The organism is Brevundimonas sp. LPMIX5, assembly GCF_003576505.1.
Classification (GTDB): Bacteria; Pseudomonadota; Alphaproteobacteria; order Caulobacterales; family Caulobacteraceae; genus Brevundimonas; species Brevundimonas naejangsanensis.
Window position 1 is genome coordinate 75,666 of sequence record NZ_QWTZ01000005.1, and the last position, 25,213, is coordinate 100,878.

Genomic DNA, 25,213 nt, shown 5'->3' on the forward strand with positions numbered 1-25,213 from the left:
CGTGCCCGCCGACCGTATTCCCGCTATGGCGATCCGAATGGCCCAATACAAACTCGTCCTGTTCGACTTCGACGGCGTGCTCGCCGACAGCGCGGCATGGTTCATCGCCCAGCTGCCGAGCCTCGCCGAGGCTCATCGTTTCCGGTCTCCCGATGTGGCGGAGATCGAACGTCTTCGGGGCCTGCCGACCCGAGACGTCGTCAAGGCGTTGGGCGTGTCGCCGCTCCGCCTGCCGGGGATCGCCGCCGATTTGCGCAAGCGAATGGCCGATGAGGCGCACCAGATCGCGCTGTTCGAAGGCGTCCCCGATCTTCTGCGGCGGCTGCATGACGGCGGCGTCCGGTCTGCCGTGGTCAGCTCCAACAGCGAAGAGAACGTCCGCGCGGTGCTCGGGCCATCGGCGGCGTTGATCTCCGCCTTTAGCTGCGGCGCGTCGCTGTTCGGCAAGGGGGCGCGCTTCTCTTCCCTGATCCGTAAACTGGATGTCGAACCGGCCCGCGTCTGCGCCGTCGGCGACGAGGTGCGGGACATCGAAGCGGCGCACCACGTTCATGTGGCCGCCATGGCCGTGTCCTGGGGATACGGAGCGGCCTCGGCTCTCAGCGCCGCCGTGCCGGACTACATGGTCCATACGCCGGCCGAGGCTGCCGCTGTGCTCTTGGCCTGACGACGGTTCACGATCGCCGCGACCTACCTGTCGGCCTGTCTCTACGTTAGAATGGCGCCGCCCGGTGCGGCTCACGCGTATGTACAGGCTTCGGCTAAAGGCGTGAGCGCATGCGAATCTCACATGTTCTCAACGCCCGGCGCACCTCCACAGCGCGCTTTAAAGCGTGCGGCTTGTCGTGAAGGCGGTTTGCGCCTAAATAGTACGCAGGTTTTTGCGTTATCCTAATTCGCACCTGAGCCATTTTTGGTGGAAGTGCACGGGACTGACGAGGGGATAACACCTCTCTCGCCGTCGCCGAGGATCTTGGATCCGTTGAAACCGGGCACTGGGGACATAGGGCCTTGGAGCTTTGGGGCCGACGCAGTTGAGACCTCAACTGAATCGGCGGTAAACGAAGATAACGCGACTATGTATCGGGCGGGTGCACCAGCACCCGCCCTTTACTCATTCTGGGCGTCTTCGATCCGGTGTGCGGTGATCATGTCGCTGCCGAAGACGTTGGCGTGATCCCCAAACACATGCACCGGGCCGCGATCGATGCAGAACATGCGCTCCCGGACCAGAGGGGTGCCGAACTCCCTCTGAACATCGTGCTGAAAGCCGGGGGGCTGAAGCGGGGTCCCGAACCGGAAGCGGCTTTCAAGTTCCCGACGCAGCCTGGCCGCGGTCAGGTCCTCTTCGGCGTCCGCAGGGATATCGTGGACCCCTCCGTCCTGGCCCACATGAGCCTTCGCAAAGACGAGGTCGCGTCGGTCGATTGCGAAGCTCTTATTCTGCCCGCCTGTCTTGGCGTAGAATTTCGGCAGATGCTTGAACGGGAACTTGCGGCGCTCGACGTCCTCGTCGATCGCGGCGATGTCCGCAGGTGCGATCCCGCTCTCCAGCAGGGCGAGGAAGCGGTCATGAAACACCGCATTTCGGGCCAGCTCGAAGTTTCGGGCCGGCAGAAGCAACGGATCGTCGCGACGATGGGCTTCGAGCCTTCGCCGGGTGCCGTTCACCTCCTCACTTTCGGCGGTGACGCGTGCGCGGTTCACGGCTGCATGCACGGCATCAGCGTCAAAACGCCATGGGCGACCGTCCGGCCACTCCCAGCCAGGGTCCGCCATGCGTATCGGGAAGACGGCGCTGCCGAAGACCTCCCATAACGGTTGGGTCCACTCATCGTCGACATAGGCGAGAACGATGCGGGTCGGGTTCACCGGGTTCTCTTCGCCCTGATAGTTCTCCCTGGCATAGGCGAGAACCTGAGCAGCGAGCTCCTCGACGGCTGCGACGTCGTAAACGGGGTCGCGATCCGGGAAGGCGACCGTAGTCGCCCGCCAAGGCGTCCTTCCGTCGTTGTTGATCGTGTTCGCGGCGGCGGCGGCGCTGGCTTGCGGCAAGCCCGCGAGCACAAGCAGCGGCGCTCGGCCGGCGACGCCGCGTGTCTTCGCTCGCGAAACAGGCTTCGCCTTGGTCTTGACCTTCCCCGCCACGCCTAGCTCCGCCGAAGAAGCATCTCTGCGATATCGGCCGGAATGACGATGCGGCCGATAATGTCCGAAGGCTGGGCGGCGAGGAACCGGGCCAGGGCGTTGCTGTCTTTCTTGGCGGCCTGGAAGGTCGCAGGGTCGAGCTGCTCCTGCTGGGCCCAGGCGAGGAACTGTCGCCACAAAGCCTGCTTGTCCTGGACGGTGGCTGAAGCGAGGGCGAGACCGGGCTTGCGATATTCTTCCGCGATGATGCGGAAGCCGGGCCGAACCATTTCACCGGCCTTGATGCGTTTGTAGTCGTAGGGCGAGGTCACACGAAGGGTGACGACTTCCCCGGCCTCGGTCCGAACACAGAAGGCGATCTGAACGGACTTCGGAAGACTGTCGAAACTGGAGCCGGCCGCCCGCGCCGTCGCAGACAGTTGCTGCACCTCATTGCCGATATCGGCGGCCCGGTCCGCCGGCGCGATGACCTCCCGCCCGGGGCGGGTGTCGGCGATCCTGAGGCGGTCCTCGCCGGCGGCCCGGACGGCAGCCAGCAGTCCGCCATAGGCGCCCTTCAGGTCGTTCAGGAGGGCCTTGTTGCTATGCCCAAAGCGCGATGCGAGCAGCGGCGGCGCCTCGGGGGCGGCGTAGTGCGCCTCTACCGTTTCGACCAGTTGATTGAGGAGCGCCTCTGTCACTGCGTGACCTTCCGAACATTCAGGTGGGGCAACTGTAGGAACACGGCCGAGCGCCGTCCATGGCGGGAACGCGATCGCCGGGCTGTCACGACGATGGCTTGGGGTGCGAGATGCGGAACGCCGGGCCGTCGGACAGGCGGACCCTGCGTGCCCACTCAAGACGCAGGGAGGCCGACCACGGATTCGCCGCATCCGGCTCCAGCGTCAGTTTCGTCAGACCCTCTTCGCCGAAGGATTGGAACGTCAGCCGATCCAGCCGCTCCACGCCGAACACCCATGTGGCTCCGTTCGCGGCTCTCGACGAGTAGACGGGCGTACCGTTGAGATGGAAGTCGTAGCTGTCGTCTTCATTCGGCTGGCGCACGAAGGCGAAGTCCGATGGGCGATCGCCGCTGCCGTGGGTCCAGTCCCAGAGACATTTAGGGTCCTGCCGATGAGGCCGGATCACCACGGGTGATTGCCCGGTCGCGCGCACGGCCTCGAGCGCTTCGGACAGAGCCTTCCAATAGGTCGCTGCGCTGCGCGGGGATCGTCGCGACGGGGTGGAGGCCTCGAGCACATCGAGAAGCACGATCTCGCCCACGCGACCCACGAGTTCGTGCGCCCACCACTCTCCCTCGCTGCCCATCCGGTCGTCCATCGGGGGCAAGACGTAGCTTCCTCGGCGGACGTGCGTCTGGCGATAGACCCTAGGCTTCAGAGCGTCGGAGGATTGATCGATCACGGCGAAGGCCGATACCGGGAAGGCCCCTTCTGCCTTGGAGAAGCCCTTGGTTTGGGCGGCGTCGGAAATCGCCCTCAGCGCGGCGGTGTCGACTGGAGCGGACAACAGGACCTGCTCACGCGCGACGTGGATGAGCGAAAGGCATTCCTCCAACCACTCCCGCACCCGGTCCAGACGTGTCTCGAGCTCGGGCACATCGATCACGGATGCGGTCAGTGCGGACGCTATCCCCGCTCCGTGGACACGATCGATCCCGGGCAATGCATCGCGGATTCCCTCCAGATGCCGGATGATCGCTCGTCGCGCTTCATCGGAGGCTGGCAGAAGAAGGGTTCTGATCGTGCCCGACACGCCGATCTTGCCCGTTCTTCCGGCGGGCAGTGTATTCAGGCTGGCGGCGATCAGCAGGCCATGGGTCGTGTTCTGACCCCAGAGAGACGCCTCTCCCGACCACCCATAGACCCGACCGGAGATGTAGTTCGGCCCCTCCAGGCGGCTGATTTGCTCGGCGAGCTCCTCGATGGACCGCCCGTAGGCTGCGTCGTCACGACCGGACTCGCCGACGAGGCGGAGGATCGAGCGCAGGATTTCCTCCGTGACCAGCGGGGCGGAACGCGGGTGATAGGAGGCGCCGGCGTCGAACTCCCGATTCTGGAACAGGGCGCAGGCGGCCATGGCCGCGCCGTCATTCACCACGCCGGGAGCGGGAGAAACGGAGCGTCCGATCAGGCTGCAGACGAGCACCAGAAGGGTGTCTCGCCAGGCGTTCTCGATCGCCGCGTCGAAGACATCGATCGGTTCTGCGGGGCGATCGTCGTGACGGTAGAGAGAGGCGGGCACGGCCTCCCATTCCCGGGACGTCAGCTCCAGAGTAGGCAGTGCGCGCCCGACGGCCCAACCCTGGCTTGACGTCGGCCAGATCCGCCGATTGCGCTCGTCCCATTTGAGCATGAGATCGATGGTCCAGCGGATGGCGATGGTCTCGCCGGATTGAGCCGCCACGGCGACCATCATCGCCGTGTCGCGCAGATGTCGCGCCAAACCCGGCGCCAGGGCCCGGATCTGGGGCCATCCTGGCGCCGGCTTGCTGGTCCCGAGCGGAGCGAGAGCTTCGGCGAAGGTCTCCCAGCCCCCGACAACATCTTGCCAGGCGCGGGTATAGGCGTCCGCCTTCGGACCCGAGAACGCGAAGGTCGGCTCGGGCGTCGTCCCTGGCGACAGGGTTCGACTGCGCGTCGCGGTGAGGAGCAGGCCGCGCACCAGATACATGGTCGGGAAGAACAATGCGCGGGTCGCTTCGTGCGGAGCGCTCCCAACACGGTGCTGAAGCCGGGCGGCAAGCGAGGCCGCGCTCTCCAGAAACTTGGGGTCGCTGCTCAGCCGTTCCGCAAGACGGTCCAGCAAGGGGATGTAGGCGCGCACCCATTCCATCGCGAGCGATTGGAAACCGGCGTCCATGGCGCCGTAGTTGAAGGGTGGGTCGCCGGGGTTCTGGGGCGTTTGCGCCAGCTGATAGTAGAGCGCGTGCTGTTCGAGCAGTTCCCTCAGGCGCGCCTTGAAATCATCGAGCCGACCAGCATCGAACAGCGAGACGAGATCGGCGGCGCCCTCCGCCAGAAGGCCCTCGGTCGTCGGGATTGGGTCCGCGTGTGAGACGGGACCGAACCGGAAGGCGGCGAGGAATAGCCGGCGTTCGGACCAGCTCGCTTCACCCACGCCTCGAACCAGGACCGCGCGGCTGGCGTAGTCCTGACCGGGCCATCCCGCTAACGTCGTGCGGATTTCCTTGTCCTCGGCCGAAGCGCGCTTCGTTCTGGCTTTGAGGGCCACGGACAGTACGCCGAAGCGGATGTCACGCAGCCGGCGTGGGCTGGAGAATTCGCGGGCGACGAGGTCGGCGTCGCTGATGAAAGGCGTGATGGTGAACTCGGACTCGGCCGCGTCCTCGGGCAGATATTTGTACCTCGCGGCGTTCACCCAGCGGTTCGCGAGCATCAGGCCGCGCAACTGATCGCGCCAGGCGATGTTGGCGATGTAGCTCCGCGTCAGTCGAACGCGGCGGGTCGGCTGGATGAAATCCAGGCTTCTCAGAACAAAGAAGGCCAGGCCCAGGAGATTGATGGCGAACCAGATCACGTTGAGCACGGTGATCGCGCCGACGACCTTGAGCTCGAGCTGGGCGTAGAGGAGCGACTGCAGGGCCACGAAGGCGATGTAGGTCAGCGCCAGGCCGCCTACGGAAGCCGCCTCGGTCTCGGAGAAATAGATCTGAAGCCGGTGGCCGGTCGAGGACCGCGTCTCAAACAGCATTCCGACCAAGGCGATCACCAGGGGATAGACCAGGCCCAGCAAGGTCGCCTGCGCGCCCAGCAGGGCCAGGTTGATGGTCTGGAGATCGCGGAAATAGTCGGCCAGATCGCCCGGTATTTGCGGTCCGTAATCGGTGGGCGGCACAAGGGCGGTGATCGTGCCGACAACGCCGTAGAGGGCGATCGCCACAAGGAGCGACACCCGCCAGTGTCGACGGACGAACGCGAGCATGCGACGGCCCGATCCATGCCGCAGCCCGGCGGACGCGACGTTCCGCCGGAGATGCTCGCGGTGGAGCCGTGTCGTGATCCGCTGGAGCGACGGCTTTCGAAGTGCGGCCAGTCCTTGGGTGAGGTTGGCGAGGTGGGCGAAGACTCGAAGAATGCGCGGCTCCCTGGCGACGGCCTCTGTGGCGCGAGGGGCAGGTTCTAGGGTGGTTTTCAGCGATGATCCCACCGGCGTGACCGCCGCTCTCGGAGTGAGACTAACGGTTGTGCGGCCTCCAGCCTAGCTTCGTGGGTATCTGTGCCGGTCGGCCAAAATATATCCGGCAGAACGCGAATTTCTCGCTAGAGTCATCGCGATGAAAACGACCCTCGACCATCTCCCCGAACGTCAGCAGCAGGAGCTGGCGCACGTCCGCGCGACCCTGCTGACGGAGTTCGAAGCGGCGCTCCGGAAAGGCGCGGGCGGCACGTCGGATTGGCGCAAGGGCGGCAAGGTCCTCAAGATCATCCTGTTCGGCAGCTACGCCCGCACCGACTGGGTGGACGAACCGGACAACGGCTACCTCTCGGACTTTGATCTGCTGGTCATCGTCAGCCACCCCAAGCTGACCGACATCGCCGACTACTGGTGGGAGGCCGAGAATAAGATCCTCCACGACCCGTCGGTTGGCCGGATCGTCAACATCATCGTGCACGACCTCGCCGAGGTGAACCAGGCTCTCGGACGCGGCGAATACTTCTGGACCGACATCGCCCGCGACGGGGTCATGCTCTACGAGCTGCCGGGCCATCCGTTGGCGACTCCCAAGCCGATGACGCCGGCTGACGCCTTGGAGATGGCGCAGCGGTACTTCGATACGAAGCAGGCGGACATTGAAGTCTGGCTCGACACCGTCGCGCACCTGCTGGCGCAGGAGTCGACGCTTTCGAGGCGTAAGAACGCAGCGTTCCAACTCCACCAGACTGTGGAGGCGGCTTACATCTGTTTCCTGCTCGTCCACACGTTCTATTTCCCGCGGTCCCACAACATCAAGTTCCTGAGGTCGCTGGCCGAGGACATCGACAAGCGCCTTGTCGAGGCGTGGCCGCGTGAGCAGCGGGCCGAACGGCGGCGGTTCGAGACGCTGAAGCGCGCCTATGTCGAGGCCCGCTATTCGGACCAGTACGATGTCAGCCGGGAAGACCTCGAAATGCTGGCGATTTCGGCCCGCCGCCTCGGGGCCGTCGTCGCCGAAGTCTGCCGCGAGCGCCTCAATCAGCTTCGAGGCGCAGCAAGCTGATCACGCTCGGCTGGCATCTCAGTGCCAGCTCCGCTCCTCGACCTCGTCATCTTCGCGCTTCGCCCGCCCGTCGTAGATATCGGCGATGTCATTCAGTAGCCGGGCGGTGACGGGGTAGTCTGACGCCATCGCCGACGAGTGATCTCTGTAGCGGTCAGACAGCGTCCGCTCCTTGCGACCGCCTTCCCTCAGGTCACGGGTGATCACTCCGCGCGATGAATACGCACCCGAGACGAAAGCATCCTCCAGGGTCTCTGATCCTGCGCTCTCGAGAATCTCGCGGATGGCGATGGGAGGCCAAACCTCGCCGGCTGGTTTTGCGCTCATCCCGAGGATGCGGCCGATCCGGAGGTCAGCCGGCAGGCTGCGTCCCAGTTCCGACGCGCGGCGGCGCACTTCCGTGACCCACCGCTCGAGTTCGGCGCCGTCGATCCGCCCCTTGTCGTCTGCGCCGGGGATGCGGTTCCAAGCATCCAGCACATCGTAGCCGTGCCGGGCCATGGCGGCCCGCTGTTCCGGCGTCGCGGGTCCGCCCGGGAGGTCCTCGTCTGCGCCGCCGCCGTCGTCGTCCCGCAGGAAGACCATGGTCAGCACCTGGAGGAAGAAGTCCGGGTTCCTCGCCAGTTCGCGGTGTAAAGCCGGGCTGGGTCGCTCGGAGTACCGCAGCATGTGGAAGTAGTACCACTCGAGCAGGACCAAGGTTTCGTCCGACACCTCGGGATGGTTTTCGAGGTGGGCGAGGATCCGCGTGAGGTAGTGGAGCCGCATCACCGGCTCGTTCGTGTCCTCGCTCGCCTGGTTCATCGTCTTCAGCGCCAAGTGGAGCGTCTCGACGATCAGCTTTGGATCGAGGTCGACTTCAAGGCGGCTTCCGATCAGATGGAGAGAGTCACGAGCGCGATCGACGACGTTGAAGCGCCGGATCGCGTGCTCGGTTTCCTCTTTGGTCTCAGCCACCGCCCACCCCGCGAGAGTACGCCAGTAGCGATCTTCTGACGAGAGGCCGTAGGCCGCGACCGCCGACCAGGTCTCGGGGCGCGCCGGGAGGAAGTGGAGCAGGCGTCCGACCACGCGTTCGTCCAGTTGGGGGGCCGGCGCCGGCAGCAGGCGGGTGACGAAATCGGCGCCGCCTTCCTTCTCGCGTAGAAGGCCGATCGCTTCGGCTGCGGCCTGCCAGAGCGGCCCGTCATCGGAGGCCAGTCCGCGTTCGATGAAGTCTGACCGCCAGGACGCTGCGGCGGGCGAGTGCGCTACCGCCTCTCCCACCCACCGGGGTTGATCGCATCGGTCGAGGAGGGCCAGCGCGCCGTCGATTCCGCGCACCTCGACGATCTCCTCGAAGGCCGCCGCACGGGCGGCGGTCGCTTCGTCCAGCGACTGACGCCACTCGCGCACGGAACCCATCCAGCCGGTGCCGTTGGAAAACAGCCAGGCATGCCTCCAGAGGACATCCTCGGGTTTGAACCGCTCGAGGGTGGTCTGGAAGACCGTCAATTCATCCGCCGGGATCGACCAGTCCGCGTCCTGGAATTCCAGGTGGCGAGCCAGGACCTTCCGAAGGGCCGTGCGCGTGAAGTCGCGATCCTCTTCGCCGATGATCGTCGGCTCCGCCTCCAGCAACTTCTGGCCGATCCCAGCCCGAGCGTCGGGCAGAAGGAGCTCCATGGCCTTGAGCAGAGCCTTCCAACGCTTTGGCCGATTGCCGACATCCTCGATCAGCCGGTCTGAGACCTCTACGACGCAGTCGTGGACGACCGTCTCAGGCGACGCCTCGCGGTCGGTTGGCGCGGCCTTGCGCCAATGCGGAGACGACGTCGGCATCGTGATCGCGTGCGAGCGCGGCAGGAGTGAGATCATGAGATCCCAGGCGATGTCTCCATGTCGTTTGCGCAGGCCGTCGATGACGGCCAGCCGCTGCTTCAGCGTCGCGTGGGTTTGAGGAGACCACGACAGGAAGATCGTGGTGAGAACCTGCTTCGGACGGGCGACGTTGTTGCCGCCCCCATCCAGCGCATCGAGCCGCGCCAGGACGTCGGCGACCCGAGGCAGAAGAGCCGGATCCCAGGCCAGTCTTTCCAAGGCCCACATCAGCTGGGGAAGCCGCGTGACGGTGTGGGTCGACGTCTCGGGCTCGAAGAAGGCGATCAGTGGGCTGGGCGTCGGGCCGAGCGCACGTTCGATGCCGCCAAGGAAGGCCGAAGGCGCGACCTCCGCCAGCTTCGGCAGGACGGGTCCGAGGGACCACCAGATCGCCTCCGTGGCGCCGTCCAGAATTGTGGTGAGGGACCTGGCGACTTTCGCCTCGACGCCGTCCACCAGACCCGCCCGGTCGCCGTACAACGACAGAAGCGCCATCGTTTCCGTCATCGACTGTTTCAGGAATGACGAGAAACGCGGGTGGATGTTCCGAATGGGAGCCAGCCAGCGCTCGTCCGGCGCCATGTCCCATGTCGGATCGATCTCGGCGCAGACTTCGCAATAGACGGACAGGAAGCGGTCGATGTCCGGAGCCGTCAGACTATGCGCGAGGAGGGTCCAGGCGTCGCGAGGCGATTTCAGTCGCCACGCGTCTTCGCGCTTGCGCAGAGGCCCGTCCAGAGCGGTCGCGTATGGCCCGAGCGCTCTGACGGCCTCTTCGTACGGGACGCCGGCCAGCTGTTCGATGACGGCCTTGTCGCCGTCCAGCGTCTCGAGCCATCCGCCGGCGAGAAGCGCACCCAGCATCGGACGAGGCGGCTGCGGGATCGACCAGGATGGACGGCTGCCCGGTGCCGCAGGCATGAGACGGCGAAGGACGGCGAGGCTACGGCCGGCGTCGAGCGAGAGATTCTGCGCCTGGCCGTACTCGAGGCCCATCCGCTCCAACACTTGCTGCAGCTGGTTCCGGGTCGGCTTCGCCAACCGACGCGCTGAGTCAGGCGCCTCCGAGTTCGGGCCCAGGGCGACGTAGATATAATGGCCCTTTCGAGAGAGCCGCTGAGCGACGCCGGCTTCCGTCTCGTTGAGGATGAGGATGAGCGGCGTCAGGCCGTCGGCAAGCTCCGCCGCCGCTGCCGATGTTTCCGGCGCCAGGACGCGGGTTTCCACGGCGCGATAGTACCGATCAGGCAACATCTCGATCGTCGCATGGAAAAAGGCCGCCGCCTCTTCGACGGACTCGGCCTGAACGAACAGCGGCTCTGAGGCGGGGGCCGAAAGCCACCGCAGGACGACCGCAGCATCCTCGTCGCGTCCGATGCATGTAAGCTCTCCGCTCAACGGAACCTGGGTCGCGCCCGACCAGTCCGCCCAGAGGTCCGCGAGTGACTTCAGATCTCTAGGGCGCTTGCCAAGGCGGACTGCGAGCCACTGGCCGACGCCGGGATGGCACTCGATCCAGTCCACCAGGTCGTCGGCGTCATAGGCCAGGACGTTCTTCCAGATGCGCTTGGCGCGCTGCGCCTTGGCCCAGACGTCCTTCTGCTTTGCCCAACGACGGGGCGTTACGAAGACGAACGTCGTATCCGCCGGGTCGAGGTCGCCGTGATCCGTCGTTCGGGCCTCTATGTCTCCATCGGCTTTTGACTTCTTGTTCTGGTCGGTCCCGGTTTCCCACCCCGACTGGCCATCCGGAATCCTGACCGACGCGCCGACAACGCGGACCTCGCCGTCCCAGCCATGTTGAGCGACGCTGTCGCCGGACGGGAATCGAACTCTGGCGGCGACCCCGCGCTCGGCGCGGATCAAACGGCTCAGAAGCTCGGGCATGCCAGCCTGGCCGTCGCGGCTGTCGGCCCAGACGACGAGGTCGGAAGCCTCGATCAAGCGGGTCGGGTTCCCGCCGGAGAAGGGGGTCGGCGCAGCGGGATCTTCAATGAGGCTGAGGCCTTGATCGTCGTTCCGGACGCCGGCGTCTGCGATCGCCTCAGTCATGGCCTCGATGGCGGCAGGCCTGACCTCACGCCGATCGAGCTCGAAGTCAGCGACCTCGCTGGGGTGAATATTCGCCGCCTTGGCCAGGTCAGCTTGCGACCACGCCAACAAGGCGCGGGCCCCGACCATGTCCTTCGCGCTGAACCCTTGCTGCGTCATCCCGCCGAATAGTCCCTCCCCGTGCGCCCTGGGCGTGAATCCTAGGTAGGGAGAGACGACCCTTGCCTTCAAGACGGGACGACCGTGTTATCCGCAGCATGACGACTTTCAACGAAGCAGGCTTTCTGTCGACGGCGATCTCGGACCGCATCCAGGCCAGGCGGAACGGCAACGCCCTCGGGTTCGAACTCGTCGAAGCCCTCAATGCCTGCCTTCAGAAGGCCGCCACCGCGGCCTGCGAAACCGTGCGGGGCATGCCGTTCGACCGCGAGCCGATGGCCCTGCTTCTCCTGCATCGGTCCTGCGCCCAGTTGCAGGGAGCGGTGCTGATGGCCGAACGCGGCATGGATGTTGAGGCGCGGACACTGGCGCGCGGACTGCTGGAGAACACCCTGCTGATGGCCGCGCTTCACGACAATCCGGACAAGGCGCGCGCGGTGATGATCGAGGATGCCGCCGCCGCCAAGAAGGGGCAGGCGAAAACGATCCTCCGCAGCGGTATGTCCGCGGACGCCGCGATGCTTCAGGATGTTGTGGACAGCATCGGATCCGTGTCGAACCTGAACATCTCGAAGCTCGCGGAGCTCGGCCCTCTGGGACACCTGTACCTCCTTTATCGCGTGATGTCGGACGATGCCGTTCACCCCTCCGGCAAGTCCCTGCAGCGGCACATGAGGATGGCTGACGACGGTGAGAGCTGGAACGGCTATCTGGTCGGTCCCGAGGATCCCGAGCGGATCGCCGACACGCTCGATCGCATCCTGATGATCGGGATCGCCCTGGGAGTCGCCTTCACCCAGATCGTCGGCGATGAGGAGAACAACACTCGCCTCGGGGAAATCTCGGCCGACTATGGGCCTTTCAGGGCGTCACAGGATGCGGCTGCCGAAGTGCGCATCGCCCGCAAGCGCGAGGCGATCGGATGAAAGGTCTCACCTCGTCTGACGTGATCGCCATCGCGACCGGTCTCGTCTCCCTCGCCGCCTTTGTCGTTGCGATCATGAGCTGGATCACTGCGCACCGCGCTCAGCGACTGGCGGAGCGGCAGGAAGCCCGTCGCGCGCCCCGGCTGGATCTCCGCCTCATCGACTCCAAGGTCTCTGACATCGACGGGAAGAGATCGTTCGCCATCCACCTCCAGATCGCCAACCCAACCGACACAGCCAACAGTGTCGCCGGGCTGGAACTGTGCATCCGCCACCGCCGCGAGATTCCGTTGACCTTGTTGGCGCCGGCGATCCCCAATGCCGACGAGAGCGTGCCGATGCTCCTGATGCCGTTGCGCATCGACGCCCATCACACCGTCGAAGGTTGGGTGCGGTTCGCGGTCGCCGCCGACCTTTTGAAGGGCTCGACCATCGAGGGCTACGAGCTGGTCGCGACCGATACGCATCAGGAGAAGACGACGCTCGAGACCCACATGCTGACCTGGAGTCTCCGATGATCGGAGCGTTCCGCAAGGCGATGATCGCCCTGAACCATAGCCACGAGAAGCTGATCGCGCCGATCATCGCCGACGGATCGCTCGCCACCGTGGGGGTGGGCGACGGTCGGATGTTTCCCCTGGTCATCCTCGACACCACGGAGCGTCCCGATATCGACGCGGCGATCGCAGCTCACGACCATGGGCCGCCGGGAGACGTCCGGGTCCAGTGGGGTAGGCTTCCGCACCGTGAGGAGACGGTGACCCTCATCCTGACCCTTCTTCGCCCGGTGGAAGCAGTGGTGATGGTGGAATTCGATCTCAACAAGAACCATGGGGTCATCGTGGAGCAGATCCTCCAGAATCGCGGCCTCTATGTGCAACCTGGCCGGCCAGGGGATCGTCTCAAGGACGATCCACAGAAGCCGAAGATCATCGTCGAGGTGGCGGACACGGGCTTCAAGGCGACCTGGGACCGGCTCTTCCTCGCCCACACCGCCCTGAAGCTGCGCCGAAAGGGCATGAAACGAGGGGAGGCCAAGCGAGCGGCGAAGGAGGTCGTCGATCGGATACGCAAGGTCGCATCGATGAGACCGTTCACCGCCTGAAGACCGCGACAGCGAATTCAGACAAGACGCGCGTGTCCCGATGGGGCGCTTAGGCGCGGTGAGGCTCGCGCGGCTGGCTTGTCGTGGATGACATGCGCACCCAATGCGCCACCGCTTGCAAACCCCGCCGCCATGATTCAAGCTTTGAGTGCGTCGCCTTCGGGCGGCGCCGAGGCGTGAGAACCTCGCTTGAGACGATATCTGGAGGCGAGCCCGTGTCGGATCGAACTGGAGGTGTGGGAGACAAGGAGGCCGATCACGGCCTTCACGATCTCTATCGCGCCTATTCCGGTTGGCTCACGGCGCGGCTGAGGCAGCGCTTCGGCGACGAAACCGAGGACCTCGCCCAGGAGGCCTGGATCCGGGCCGCGCCATACAGTCGCAAGGGTCTGATCGAGCATCCCAAGGCGCTGCTTTTGAAGATCGTCGACAACCTGATCATTGATAAGGCCAGGCGGCGGGGGCCAGCGCCTCTCGGGGCCAACGATCGGCTGGACCCTGATCCGCTCGTGGATCCCGCCTCTCAGATCGACATGGTCCTTCTCAAGCAGATCGTTATGACGATGCCGCCCCGACTAAGGGACGTGTTCGTCTTGAGCCGTTTCGCGCATCTGGAGTATCAAGAGATAGGCGAGCGGCTGAACATCCCCGTGACCACGGTCCAATGGCGGATGATCAAGGCGCTCGAGTACTGCGCAGCCCAGTTGCGGCTGTAGCCGATGGGGAACGCCATGAGCGACCCGCAGAGCGCGACAGGCGTTGCGGACCGTGAAGCGGTCGAGTGGCATGTCCGACTCGGGGAACGCCCCGTGTCCGCCGACACGCTCCATGCGTTCAAGACGTGGCGCGAGACCGCTGGCAACGTGGAGGCCTATCACAAGGTCGAGCGTCTTTGGCGGAGCACGGGATCCCTCTCGTCGGATGGCGACATCCAGAACCTGACCCAGGCCACCTTGCGGACCTCAAGGCCAAGGACGAAACGCGAATGGTCCAGACGGCTCTTCCCGGTCGCGGTCGTCCTCGTCCCCGTGGCCGCCCTGGCGCTAGCGCTGGTCTTCTGGTTGCCCACGCGAGGCCTGTACGAAACGGAGATCGGCGGCCAACGGGTCGTCGCGCTCGACGACGGGACCCAGGTCCGGCTGGATACGGACACGCGGATCAGGGTGCGGTTCGCCTCTGGCGAACGGCGGATCGTGCTCGAACAGGGTCAGGCGTTGTTCACCGTCGCCCACGATGCGACCCGCCCCTTCAGGGTCGAGGCCGGGGGCACGGAGGTCACGGCCCTGGGCACCGTCTTCGACGTCCGGCGCGAATCCACCGGGGCGCGTGTGACCCTCGTCGAGGGATCGGTCGCGGTCACCGATGTCCAGGCCGAGACCCGCAACTGGCGCCTGACCCCGGGGCAACAGGTCCAGACATCGCGTCGTGACCCTGCGCCGGTTGCTGTCGATGCGACGGTCGAGACGAGTTGGTCGCAGGGTCACCTGGTCTTCCGGGGCACGCCGCTGCGCGACGCCGTCGCCGAGGTCAATCGCTACCTTCCGGACAAGATTGTCCTGGCGGCCGGGCCTGCATCGGAGGTCGCGGTCAACGGCTCCTTCGCCACGGGTGACAGGGACGCCTTCGTCGCGGCCGTCTCGGATCTCTTCGGTCTGACCGCCCAGCCGCAGGCCGACGGCGGCGTCCGCCTCACCGCGCGATCCGTCGGCGGATAAAAATTTCAGGCTCCAACTCAGATGAGATGACGGCCCTGCGTCTCCTGTTCGACGCGCCGTTGCGTCAGAGAGGACCTAACTCATGACCATCTGCACCCGAAGCCTGCTTGCCGGCGTCGCGCTCGTGCCCATCGCCGCCGTGGCCTTCGCCACCGACGTGCAGGCCCAAGAGGCCCGCGAGTTCAATATTTCCAGCGGCTCGCTGGACGCGGCGCTCATCGCCTACGCCCGGCAGGCCAATGTGCAGATGCTCTATACCGCCGACCTCGTGGCCGGCCTTCGGACACCGGGACTGAGCGGACGGCATGCGCCGGACACGGCGCTGGATCGCCTGCTCGCCGGAAGCGGCGTCGTCTGGTCGCGCAGTCGGCCGGGCGTGATAGTTCTGCGCCGGGCTTCGGCGCAGCAGGCGGCGACCGACGACGCCACCGTCATCGACGAGGTTGTCGTCACTGGGACGCTTTTGAGAGGCCCCGGGGAATCGCCGTCCCCCGTGACCGTGATCTCGCGCTCGGACCTCGACCGGCGCGGCGACGCCACGGTCGCCGACGCCCTCGTTCGGCTGCCTCAGTCCTATTCGGGCAACGCGACACCCAACAGCCTGCTGCTGGGCGCCGACTCGCTAGGAAGCAACACCTCGACGGCGACGGGCGTGAACCTCCGAGGGCTCGGGGCGGACGCGACGCTCGTTCTGGTCAATGGGCGGCGCCTGGCGGGGACCGGAATGAAGGGGGAGTTCGCCGATGTCTCGGCGATCCCGGGTGGAGCGGTCGAGCGCGTGGACGTGCTGCTCGACGGCGCCTCGGCCCTGTATGGATCTGACGCGGTGGCCGGCGTGGTGAACGTCATCCTGCGGCGGAGCTATGAGGGTCAGGAAACCCGGCTGCGCGCCTCTGCGGCGCAAGGCGGGGGCGAGGACCTGCTGGCGTCCCACCTGTTCGGGACGCGGTGGGAGACCGGCTCGGCGCTCCTGTCCTACGAGTATCAGCATCAATCGGCGCTCAACTCGGCGGACCGCGACTACACCGCCACCGGCGATCTGAGGCCCTGGGGCGGCACGGATCGCCGCAGCTTCTACGGGCCGCCCGGCAGCATCGTTGTGTTCGACGCGTCTCGCGGCGCCTATCGCAGCACCTATGCGATCCGACCCGGTCCCGACGGCACGGCGCGCACGCCGTCGGACTTCGAGGCAGGCGGCGCCAACCTCGGCAACCGGCGGGCCGACGTCGACATCCTCCCGCTCCAGGAGCGCCACAGCGCTTATGCGAGCGTCCGCCAAGACCTCGGTTCGCACATCGAAGTGTCCGCCGACGCCCGCTTCAGCCGGCGGACGTTCGAATACGCCAACCTCGCGCCCGTGAGCATTCTCACCATCGGACGCAACAACCCCTTCTTCGTATCGCCGACCGGTTCGGCCTCCCACCTGATCGCCTACAATTTCATCGGCGACCTCGGTCCGACCGAGAGCTACGGCATGTCGCGCAGCCTCGGCGGGACCGCCGGGATCGAGATCGCGCTGCCGAGGGACTGGACGCTGGAAGCCTACGGCGCCTTCGCCGAGGAGCTCAGCGAAGGCGGCACGAACAACCAGCTTAACAGCACCTTCCTCGCCGAAGCGCTGGGCAACGCCGTCGACAATCCGGCGACCTCCTACAACGCAGCCCGGGACGGATACTTCAATCCCTTCGGGTCGGGCGGGGCCAACGGCGACGCGGTTCTGGATTTTATCTCGCAGGGCTACACCTGGTCCCGCTACCGCAGCCGTATCAGCTCCGCCAATCTGATGCTGGACGGCTCACCCCTGAGACTGCCGGGCGGGGACCTCCGGATTGCGATCGGCGCGTCGTTCCGGCGCGAGGAGTTCAACCGTCGCAGCCAGAACTTCGCTTCGGGCGTGGCTCCGGTCATCACCATCGGCGACCCCCAGGTCCGCGACATCGGCGCCGTCTTCATGGAGGTGCGGGCGCCGCTGGTGGGCGAGGCCAATGCAATGCCCGGGATCAAGCGTCTGGAGCTTACCCTGGCGGGGCGCGCCGAGGACTATGACGACGTCGGCACGACCTCCAATCCCAAGATCGGCCTGATCTGGCAGCCCTCGGACCCGTTCACGGTTCGCGCCAGCTGGGGGACGTCCTTTCGCGCCCCCGCCCTCACCGAAGTCTTCGATCGGGTCCAGCTCGGTCCCCTGACCGTGTCCGACTCCGGGGTCAGCCGCGTGGCGATCCTGCAGTCCGGCGGGAATACCGACCTCGAACCGGAAACGGCCGATAGCCTCACCCTCGGGGTCGAATGGGCGCCCCGGCCCGGCATGCGGTTCAGCGCGGGCTATTTTGACATCCGTTTCGAGAACAAGATCGGTCGACCGGCGCTGGAGAACATCACCAGCATCCTCGTCGATCCGAGCCTGTCGCCGTTCGTCACCCGTCTCACGCCCGGGAATGCGGCCGATCTGGCTCGCGTCCAGGCTTTCCTCGCCGACCCGCGCTTCGTCTCGCCAACCCTTTATCCGGCGTCGTCCTACTCGGTGATCCTCGACGGCCGATGGGCCAACACCGGCGAACTGAACGTCGAGGGGATCGATCTGGCGGGCAGCTACGACTTCGACGTAGGAGACAACGCTTTCGGTCTCTCCCTCTCGGCATCCTACCTGCTGGACTACAGCCGTCGGGTGACCCCGGTGGCCGTTCGCGAGGACGTTCTCGGGTTGGTGGGCTTCCCCGTCGATCTCCGCGCCCAGGCCGCCGCAACCTGGACGCGCGGGGACTGGTCGACGCGGATCGGCGTCAACCATGCCGCCGACTACCGCGACGCGGCGGGGCGGACCATCGACGCCTTCACGACCGCCGATCTTCAGCTGCGCTGGGCGGGGGTCGGAACCGGATTGGCCGAGGGCGTCGAGGTGGCCCTGACGATCCAGAACGTCTTCGACGCGGACCCGCCCTTCTATGACTCCCCGCAAGGCTTCGGCTTCGATCCGGGGCAGGCGGGTCCGCTTGGCCGGGTCGCGGCGTTCCAGCTGATCAAGCGCTGGTAGGCCGTCATGCCCCGAGCTGCTTCGAGCGTACGCCAGACGGCGTCCGCAGGACGCCGCGCGCGTTCGCGCGCATTTGTCGCCGCCTCGGCCTTCATCCTACTGTCGGGCGCGGGATGGGGTGCTGCCGCGCAGATCCCACAGAACGCTCCGGCGGGAGTTGAGGTCGCCACCGGATCTCCCTCGCCCGCAACACCGGGTCGTCCCTATCGCACGGATGACATGCTCGCGGCGGAGTCCTTCGGCAACGCCACCATCGATCCGACGGGGCGGTGGGCGGTGTTTGAACAACGCGCGCCCTACGACCAGGCGACGTCGTTCGAGTTCGGTCTCCGCAACCCATGGACCGTGAGCCGTCTGAAAGTGGTGGATCTGGCCTCGGGCCGGCCTGCTGAGAGCCTCCTTCGGCCGGAGGAGAGAGACGGCCACGTCCTGGGGCCCTGGTCGCCGTCCGGGCGCAGACTCCTGATCTTCCGTCTCAGAGATCACCGGTGGCAGGCCGGGGTCGTGGAAATGTCGGATCGGACGGTCCACTGGTTTTCCCTGTCGCCGGAGCTCTCTGTCTTCGGGGAGGCGGCGCAATGGCGTTCGGACGACGAGCTCCTGCTGCTGGTGAGACCCGATGGATCGTTGCCGCAATGGTTGGCCAGCGGTGCGCGAGGCAGGCGAGCGCTCGAGGCGCGCTGGCGTGCGACGGACGCCGGTGGACCGGCGCAGCGGACCTCCCTCGGCAGCGGCGCCTTCGCCGGCGACATGCCCCAGCCTCCGCAGAACCAGGCGGTCAGACTCGACGTTCGTTCAGGCATCGCCACCCCGCTCGCCGCAGGCTGGTTCTACGACCTCGAACTCTCCCCGGACGGAGATCGCCTGGCGCTGGTCGAGACCGCCACGGCGGCGACCTTCGACCCGACAACAGCGTTCGAGCCGCAGGCCATTGATCGGGAGCGAAGGCTTCGCATTGCCGACCTGCGGACGGGCGCCGTGACCTCGCCGCTGGGCGACGCCGATATCGCCCCGAGCCTGCTGGCCTGGTCGCCGGCCTCGGATCGTCTGCTGGTGTGGGCGCGCGGCGCCGAAGGATGGGAGGCCGGCGACCTTCTCGGCGTCGACCCGGACGGTGACGCCGTGCAGCGCTACGATCTCGGCGGTCTCAGGCCCTACACCGGCGGCGGGGTGGCCACATTCAACAGCGTCTATGCGGACTGGCTGGGAGACTGGCCTGTCCTCTTCGCCCACACCGCGACGGGCGAGCGCAACGACTGGCACCGGCTCGGACGCCAGGGCGCCGTCAACCTGACGGCGGCGCTCAGTCCGCCGTCCGTCGACATCGGGGCCATCGACGGGGAGCGGCTATTGCTGGTCGCCGGAGGCCGCCCTTGGGCCGTGACCGTCTCTGGCGAAGCCGCGCCGATGGTCGCTCCGACCGGCGTCGTGACCGGCTTCGACGGCGCAGGCTATCTGGAGTCGCAGCGACGCCAGCGGAACTCTCCACCCCGGCGGGGCTGGATGGCGGTGCGCCTGTCCGATGGTGCGATCGCCCGCCCGGACCTCGATCCTGACGTGATGGCGACGGGCGACGCCTTCGTCTCCGGCGTCTACGCCGGCGCCGACGGCGTCATCGTCCGCACCGTGGAAAACGGGGTCCAGACCTTGCGCCTTCAGCAGCCGGGTCGCCCCGACCGGACACTGTCGATGATCAACGCATGGATGGGAGAGATCGACTTCCCCGAGCCCGAACGGGTCCGCCATCGGGGGGCGGACGGCGTAGAGCGGTTCAGTTGGCTCTATCGCCCCCGGCAGTGGCGGGGGGAGAAGACGCCTCTGGTCGTTCTCTCCTACCCAGGCGGCCCTGCGGCCGCGCCGTCGGAACCCGCCGCGCTCAACGCCTGGGCCAACCCCCAGCTTGTCGTCTCCGGCGGATATGCAGTGCTGATCCCGATCGTGCCTCTCGACCGGGAGAAGGAGCCCGCGGAGGACTACGCTGAGGATGTCCTGGCGGTGGTCGACGCCGCCCTCGCGCAGTACCCGGATCTGGATCCGGACCGCGTCGCGCACTGGGGACACAGTTTCGGCGGCTATGCTGGGTTGGTCGCCGCCACGCAGACGGACCGGTTCAAGGCCATCATCTCCGTTGCGGGCCTGTCAGATCTTGCGACCGCCTGGGGCGAGTTTTCTCCCGCCAACCGGGACAATCCGGAGTTCGGACTCTCCTTGCGCCAGCGCATCGGATGGGCCGAGGAAAGCCAGGGGCGAATGCGCGCGCCGCCCTGGACCGCGCCTGACCTCTATGTCCGGAACAGTCCCCTGTTCGGCGCGGACCGGATCTCGGCACCGGTTCTTCTCGTCCACGGTGACCGCGATCTTCTGCCGAGCACCCAGTCCGAGATCATGTTCTCGGCGCTCTGGCGACAGAACAAGGATGCACGGCTTCTCACCTACTGGGGCGAGGGCCATCACCTCTGGAGCCCGGACAATATCCGGGATCTTTACACGGAGATCGTGGCCTTCCTCGACCGCACCCTCAGCTCGGGCGAGGTCCCGCCGGTACTCAGACCCCAGCCCCGATCGCCTCCCAGCGCCGGACCCAGCTCTCCATCACTGCCGCCATCGTGAAGTCCGGGACGCTGCCTTTCCAGAGCAGACGGTCAGGGTCGAGGAGGGCTTCCGTACGACCCCGGTCGATAAGTCCGCGCGCAGCGAGGCGACCCCCGAGCAGGTGGTCTCTCAGGAACGGAATGCTCGCGGCCGCCTGGCGCCCGAAGTAGGCGGTCATCTCACCCTTGGATCGCCTGTGCAGGATTTCGGGCGGCAGTCTGTCGGCGAAGGCCGCGCGCGCCAGCCTTCGATCGGCCCGACCGTCGTCGGTGAGGAGGGGAACGGACAGTCCGAGCGCCAGTTCGACAACGGGCTGAGCCAGAAGCGGATGGATCAGGTCGGCAGCCTCCGTTCGGCGGCACTGGCTCTGATAGGCCAGGCCCGCCGCCACGGATTCGATCTGGAGACGTTTGGCCGGCGGGACCGTTTCCAGCCCGCGTAGCCACGGATGCAGATCCCTTTCTGCATCGTGCGAAACGCTCTCCGGATTGAAGATGGACAGTCTGCGTGCCGACCGGTCGAGCGGAGCGCGTCGCGGTGTGCTCAGGGCGGTGCGCAGAAGGGACCAGGTCGATCGGCGTGTCCACCGCGCCAGTTGCGGTAGTGCGGGGCTGAACACAGCGCCGAGACCCCGCTCGCGAAGGACGTCGGTGAAGATGTCCGGAACCCCCATCTGGAAGAAGACCCCGTCGCCACCCTTCCCGGTCAGGAGGGCGTCGACGCCGGCCTCCCGGCAGGCTTCCGCGACGGCCGTGTCGAACGAGTAATCTCTTCCATTCACTCCGGGTCTGGGACCTCGAGCGGTGACCTCGAACCCTTCCGTCGTCATCGGCCTGATCGCGCGTTGAACGCAGTGCGGTTCGAAGCCGAGGCGATCTCCGAGGGTTCGAACGAACCGACGCTCGTCGCCTTCGGCGAACGGGCCGAACATGTTGAACCAGAGGTGCGGGGTCGCTCCCCCAGCCTGAAAGCCGCCGGCGACAATCGCAGAATCGAGCCCGCCGGACACTTCGACGCCCGGCCGTTCGATGACCTTGGCGAAGGCGGCGAGGCAGCCGTCGATCCGGCCTCTCAGCCAGGCTGCGGCTTCGCGGGGATCGGAGGTGACCGAGGCGGTGAAGTCTACCGGACGCCACAGCGGAGTCGTTCGCCGGGCGTTGAGATCGGTCAGGTCGCCGGCCTCGGCGACCCTGATCCCGATCAACGGACTGGCCGCGGTCGCATTGATGGGGTCGCGCAGCAGACCGCCCACCACGTCCCAGTCGATCTGGACCGGCGGCGCGGCGCTTTCCAGCAGCCAGTCGGAGAGTTCGGAGGTGACGACCTGGACACCTTCGTACCGCCAGGCCGCGCATTCATGGGCGCCGGAAGGGTCCCGCAGGATCTGGCGGACCTGGCCTCGCGGCGTCCTGAACATCCCGATGTACCGCCCCCAGTACCGCCGGATCAGGGCGCGTGCGCGGTCGGCGTCGTCGCCGTGCGTCGGGATAGGGGTTCGATCCCCGTCGAGGGCATCGAACAGGTCGCCGAGGACGAGCAGATGCTCGCCGGCGGGATGGTGGACCGCCAGGGGCCTCGGCCCCTTCGTGCCGAGCCACGCCTGCTCCATGACCTGGACCGGGACAAACCCTCGGGCCTGGGCTTCAGCCACAAGGCCTTCGGCGAGAGCAAGGTTGCTGGTGTCGGACCAGGCGAGATGCAGAAAATGCCCCACCTCAGACGACCATGATCGGGGTGTAGACGGCGACCCGGTCCGGCTCGTCGTCGAGCACCGCGTCGCCGACCTGCAGCCAGCAGTGGGCGGAAAATGGCCAGGTGCGAACCCCGAACACCCATCGCACGTCTCCGCCTGCGTCCCGGATCAAGGTCCTCAGCAGGTGCGCCCGGTAGAGGCAGGCGCCCTGTCCCGGCGCCCAAGGCAGGAGGCGCACGAAGGCCGCCGTCAGACGGGCGACCTCCTCTTCGGACAGGCTCGAGGAGGGGGAGCGCCGGCGGTGCGTGGCGAGCAGACTCGCGAGGGATCGGGATTCGAAATTCCGTCCCTCGCGCCACCAGGACCACCAGAACCGCGTGGTCGCAACCACATCGATCGCAGGCGACGGCGGCAGGGGAAGGGCTCGGGTCGGCGCCGGCGGCGCGACGGCCCGGGTCTCACCCGAGGGGCCGAGAAACCCGCCGTCCCGAAGTTGCTCCAGCACGGGTTCGGGGGCGACGATAAGGTCGCCACGGACTTGTATCACCGTTCCGGCGCCGGGCAGGCAGCTGTAAGCGTCCGTCCGTTCATCGAGCACAATGACGTCTTCATCGACGACAGCAAAATGCAGATGCTCCCAAAGGTGGGCGAGAGCGCTCCCCGGCTCGGCGACGAAGGGCGTGGGGGAATCGAAGGTCTGGTTCTCCATGAGGCACGCGCGCGGCGGCTGGGGACGAGCGCCGCAAAAGGCGTTCGTCCCCGAGGCCGTCAGGCCCCGCCGTCGTACGGCATTTCCTCGTGTTCGAGGGGCGGGCCGATCACCGCGCCCCTCGTCAGAACAGTGACGGGACCGAGGTCGATCAGTCGGATCTGAGCGATGCCAGTCATGAGAGCCTCCAGGTTGTGAGGCCGCAGGATTGCGGCAGCCTATGGAGCCGCTCCGAAGCCGGCGGTCGCAATCTATATCTGTCGTGTATTTGAGCCTTGTCGATCGGACAGGAGCGAATGCACAAACGTCGCCGCGACGGCTGTCGGGCGACCGGTCATCCTCAATGTGGGGCAAGACGAGCGCCGCGAACGACGCTCGTCCCGGGCGATCAGGCCACGCCGTCGAACGGCGTCTCTTCGATCTCCAGCGGCGGCCCGACGATGGCGCCCCGGGTGAGGGCGGTGACGGGTCCGAAGCCGATCAGTCGGATCTGAACGGTGCTGGTCATGGTAGCCTCCATTCGCAAGTCGCCGCGGATTGCGGCAGGTCATGGAGCGCCCGCGGTGACCCCAGCGGCAATCTATATCTGTCGTGTATTTCAACTGCTGCGGCTCAGACCTCATCTTCCGGCGGTTTGCCCGCCAGACGGTCGCGGCCCGCGTCGAGCCAGGACTCGGTTTCCTCGCTCTTGGCCCGGTTCTCTTCCTCCAGCTTGCGGAAGGTCTCGGTGAAGGCCTCGATCAGGGCGCGGGGATCGAGCGTCAAAAGCCGGTCTCCCATCTTCCGGACGAACTCGCCCAGGGCGATGAGGAAGATCAGCATGAGCTTGCTGTCAGCCGTCTGACGCGCGAACTCGATCGAGCCGAGCGAAGGGCCGAGCAAGAGCGACCACGGGTCGCAGTTCGTCGCGACGGCGAACCGGTGAACGTAGTCGAGGTTCACCCGGCCAGCGCCGGCTTCAAAGTATTCGTAGGTGCGAAGCGGCAGGTTCATGGCGGTCGCCACCTGCTGGGCGGTCATGTTTCGGGCACGCCGCACCGTCCGCGCCGCCAGACCGATCAGCCGTGCATCACTCAACTTTTCTGGTGGATCGGAAAGCATAGGCGATTCGACCTTTCACCACTGAAGGTGCTGTGTTGGGTGTGTCGAATCAATGCAGGCGTGTGCGACTTTTTTGAATGGTTCCGGAGCGAGACGAAGAACCCGCAAGAAATCGGCGGGGCGCGCGCCAGAGCATGGCGGCCTGTCCGAAGAAGATTTTCGCAGACGAACTCGCCGGTCTGGGGAACGATGCTTGGGTGGACGATCAGGGGGCGGACCGGGGTCCGAGCAGATCGGAATCTGAACATGGCGCGTAATCGCGACCCGTTCACCCAGGCGCTGTCGTCTTTGCGTGAGCGTATTCATTCGGGAGCCCTGGCCGGCGGGTCGCCGGTCATTGTTCAGGACGAGGCCCGGCGGCTGCGCCTGTCGACCACGCCGATCCGAGAGGCTCTTGCTCGGCTGAGCGGAGAAGGACTGGTCGAGCGTGCGTCGACCGGCGGTTATGTCACCCTGCGGCTGGACGCCACCGCAGCCCGTGACCGTTGGGCGATGCATGGCCACTACGTCCGCATCGCCGTCGAGGTGAACCTGCGCGCCCTCGGAGCCGTGCGTCCGCCGGCGCCCGCTTACGAACACGGTCGTCCCATAGCGGCCGTGAACCGGCTGTTCGCGACCATCGTCTGCAGCGCCGGCAATCAGGCCTTGTGGGACGGATTTCAGAAGGTGAGCGGACAGCTCGATCTGGTGCGCCGCCATGAGGCGACCCTGTTTGACGATCTCTGTGACGAGGCGATAGGGCTCTATACCGCCTACAATGAGGAGGCCGCGCCCGCGTTCGCTGCGACCGTCGGGCGCTACCATGACCGGCGCATCGGGGCGGCTGGCGCACTGGCCGCTCTGGTCTTCGCCGGCGTCGGGCCTCGGGAAGAGGTGGCGCGAAGTGGGACGGAGTGAG

17 protein-coding genes are annotated in these 25,213 nt (G+C 66.4%); 10 read left to right on the forward strand and 7 right to left on the reverse strand.

The window, feature by feature from the left end:
• Position 1 precedes the first annotated feature (1 nt).
• Positions 2-667 (forward strand): HAD hydrolase-like protein, encoded by a 666-nt coding sequence (locus D1604_RS07320; protein WP_199683725.1) that lies wholly within the window; start codon positions 2-4, stop codon positions 665-667.
• Between the two features lie 443 nt (positions 668-1,110).
• On the opposite strand, the gene D1604_RS07325 is transcribed toward D1604_RS07320, so the two are convergent.
• The 3 genes from D1604_RS07325 to D1604_RS07335 all read right to left on the reverse strand — a co-directional run bounded on the left by D1604_RS07325 (position 1,111) and on the right by D1604_RS07335 (position 6,093).
• A complete protein-coding gene (locus D1604_RS07325; protein WP_054764192.1) occupies positions 1,111-2,148 on the reverse strand; it encodes a hypothetical protein in 1,038 nt (345 codons plus the stop codon).
• Positions 2,149-2,150: 2 nt separating this feature from the next.
• Positions 2,151-2,828 (reverse strand): hypothetical protein, encoded by a 678-nt coding sequence (locus D1604_RS07330; RefSeq protein WP_054764191.1) that lies wholly within the window; start codon positions 2,826-2,828, stop codon positions 2,151-2,153.
• An 85-nt stretch (positions 2,829-2,913) separates the two neighbouring features.
• Positions 2,914-6,093, reverse strand: coding sequence for a hypothetical protein (locus D1604_RS07335; RefSeq protein WP_054764190.1), 3,180 nt, complete (start codon positions 6,091-6,093; stop codon positions 2,914-2,916).
• A gap of 352 nt (positions 6,094-6,445) precedes the next feature.
• Here D1604_RS07335 and D1604_RS07340 point away from each other — a divergent pair, with 352 nt between their 5' ends.
• Positions 6,446-7,369, forward strand: a complete 924-nt coding sequence (locus tag D1604_RS07340) for a HEPN domain-containing protein (RefSeq protein ID WP_054764189.1) — start codon at positions 6,446-6,448, stop codon at positions 7,367-7,369.
• 18 nt (positions 7,370-7,387) lie between these two features.
• Here the strand turns inward: D1604_RS07340 and D1604_RS07345 are convergent, their stop codons facing one another.
• On the reverse strand, positions 7,388-11,440 hold the full coding sequence (locus D1604_RS07345; RefSeq protein ID WP_052004698.1) for a helix-turn-helix domain-containing protein: 4,053 nt from the start codon (positions 11,438-11,440) through the stop codon (positions 7,388-7,390).
• 98 nt (positions 11,441-11,538) lie between these two features.
• On the opposite strand from D1604_RS07345, the gene D1604_RS07350 reads away from it, so the two are divergent.
• The 7 genes from D1604_RS07350 (at position 11,539) to D1604_RS07380 (ending at position 20,830) form a co-directional block, all read left to right on the forward strand.
• A complete protein-coding gene (locus tag D1604_RS07350) occupies positions 11,539-12,366 on the forward strand; it encodes a DUF5677 domain-containing protein (protein ID WP_035305726.1) in 828 nt (275 codons plus the stop codon).
• Positions 12,363-12,884, forward strand: a complete 522-nt coding sequence (locus D1604_RS07355; protein WP_035305723.1) for a hypothetical protein — start codon at positions 12,363-12,365, stop codon at positions 12,882-12,884. Before D1604_RS07350 ends, D1604_RS07355 begins: the two co-directional genes overlap by 4 nt.
• Positions 12,881-13,471 carry a hypothetical protein gene (locus D1604_RS07360; protein WP_035305720.1) on the forward strand — a complete coding sequence of 197 codons (591 nt, stop codon included), beginning with the start codon at positions 12,881-12,883 and terminating at the stop codon, positions 13,469-13,471. Before D1604_RS07355 ends, D1604_RS07360 begins: the two co-directional genes overlap by 4 nt.
• A 176-nt stretch (positions 13,472-13,647) precedes the next feature.
• Complete coding sequence (locus tag D1604_RS07365; RefSeq protein WP_158584920.1) at positions 13,648-14,187, forward strand: RNA polymerase sigma factor; 540 nt, start codon at positions 13,648-13,650, stop codon at positions 14,185-14,187.
• Positions 14,188-14,202: 15 nt separating this feature from the next.
• A complete protein-coding gene (locus tag D1604_RS07370) occupies positions 14,203-15,186 on the forward strand; it encodes a FecR family protein (protein WP_035305714.1) in 984 nt (327 codons plus the stop codon).
• Positions 15,187-15,268: 82 nt separating this feature from the next.
• Entirely contained in the window at positions 15,269-18,220 is a 2,952-nt protein-coding gene (locus tag D1604_RS07375) for a TonB-dependent receptor (RefSeq protein ID WP_035305712.1), read from the forward strand.
• Between the two features lie 219 nt (positions 18,221-18,439).
• Positions 18,440-20,830, forward strand: coding sequence for a S9 family peptidase (locus D1604_RS07380; protein ID WP_035305709.1), 2,391 nt, complete (start codon positions 18,440-18,442; stop codon positions 20,828-20,830).
• Here D1604_RS07380 and D1604_RS07385 read toward each other — a convergent pair.
• The 3 genes from D1604_RS07385 to D1604_RS07395 all read right to left on the reverse strand — a co-directional run bounded on the left by D1604_RS07385 (position 20,766) and on the right by D1604_RS07395 (position 24,315).
• Complete coding sequence (locus tag D1604_RS07385) at positions 20,766-22,526, reverse strand: asparagine synthase-related protein (protein ID WP_035305708.1); 1,761 nt, start codon at positions 22,524-22,526, stop codon at positions 20,766-20,768. The genes D1604_RS07380 and D1604_RS07385 overlap by 65 nt on opposite strands.
• Position 22,527: 1 nt before the next feature.
• Positions 22,528-23,214, reverse strand: a complete 687-nt coding sequence (locus D1604_RS07390; RefSeq protein WP_052004694.1) for a lasso peptide biosynthesis B2 protein — start codon at positions 23,212-23,214, stop codon at positions 22,528-22,530.
• 612 nt (positions 23,215-23,826) lie between these two features.
• Complete coding sequence (locus D1604_RS07395) at positions 23,827-24,315, reverse strand: helix-turn-helix domain-containing protein (protein ID WP_147399891.1); 489 nt, start codon at positions 24,313-24,315, stop codon at positions 23,827-23,829.
• A 246-nt stretch (positions 24,316-24,561) separates the two neighbouring features.
• Between D1604_RS07395 and D1604_RS07400 the strand changes: the two genes are divergently transcribed.
• Positions 24,562-25,212, forward strand: coding sequence for a GntR family transcriptional regulator (locus D1604_RS07400; RefSeq protein WP_052004693.1), 651 nt, complete (start codon positions 24,562-24,564; stop codon positions 25,210-25,212).
• Position 25,213 lies beyond the last annotated feature (1 nt).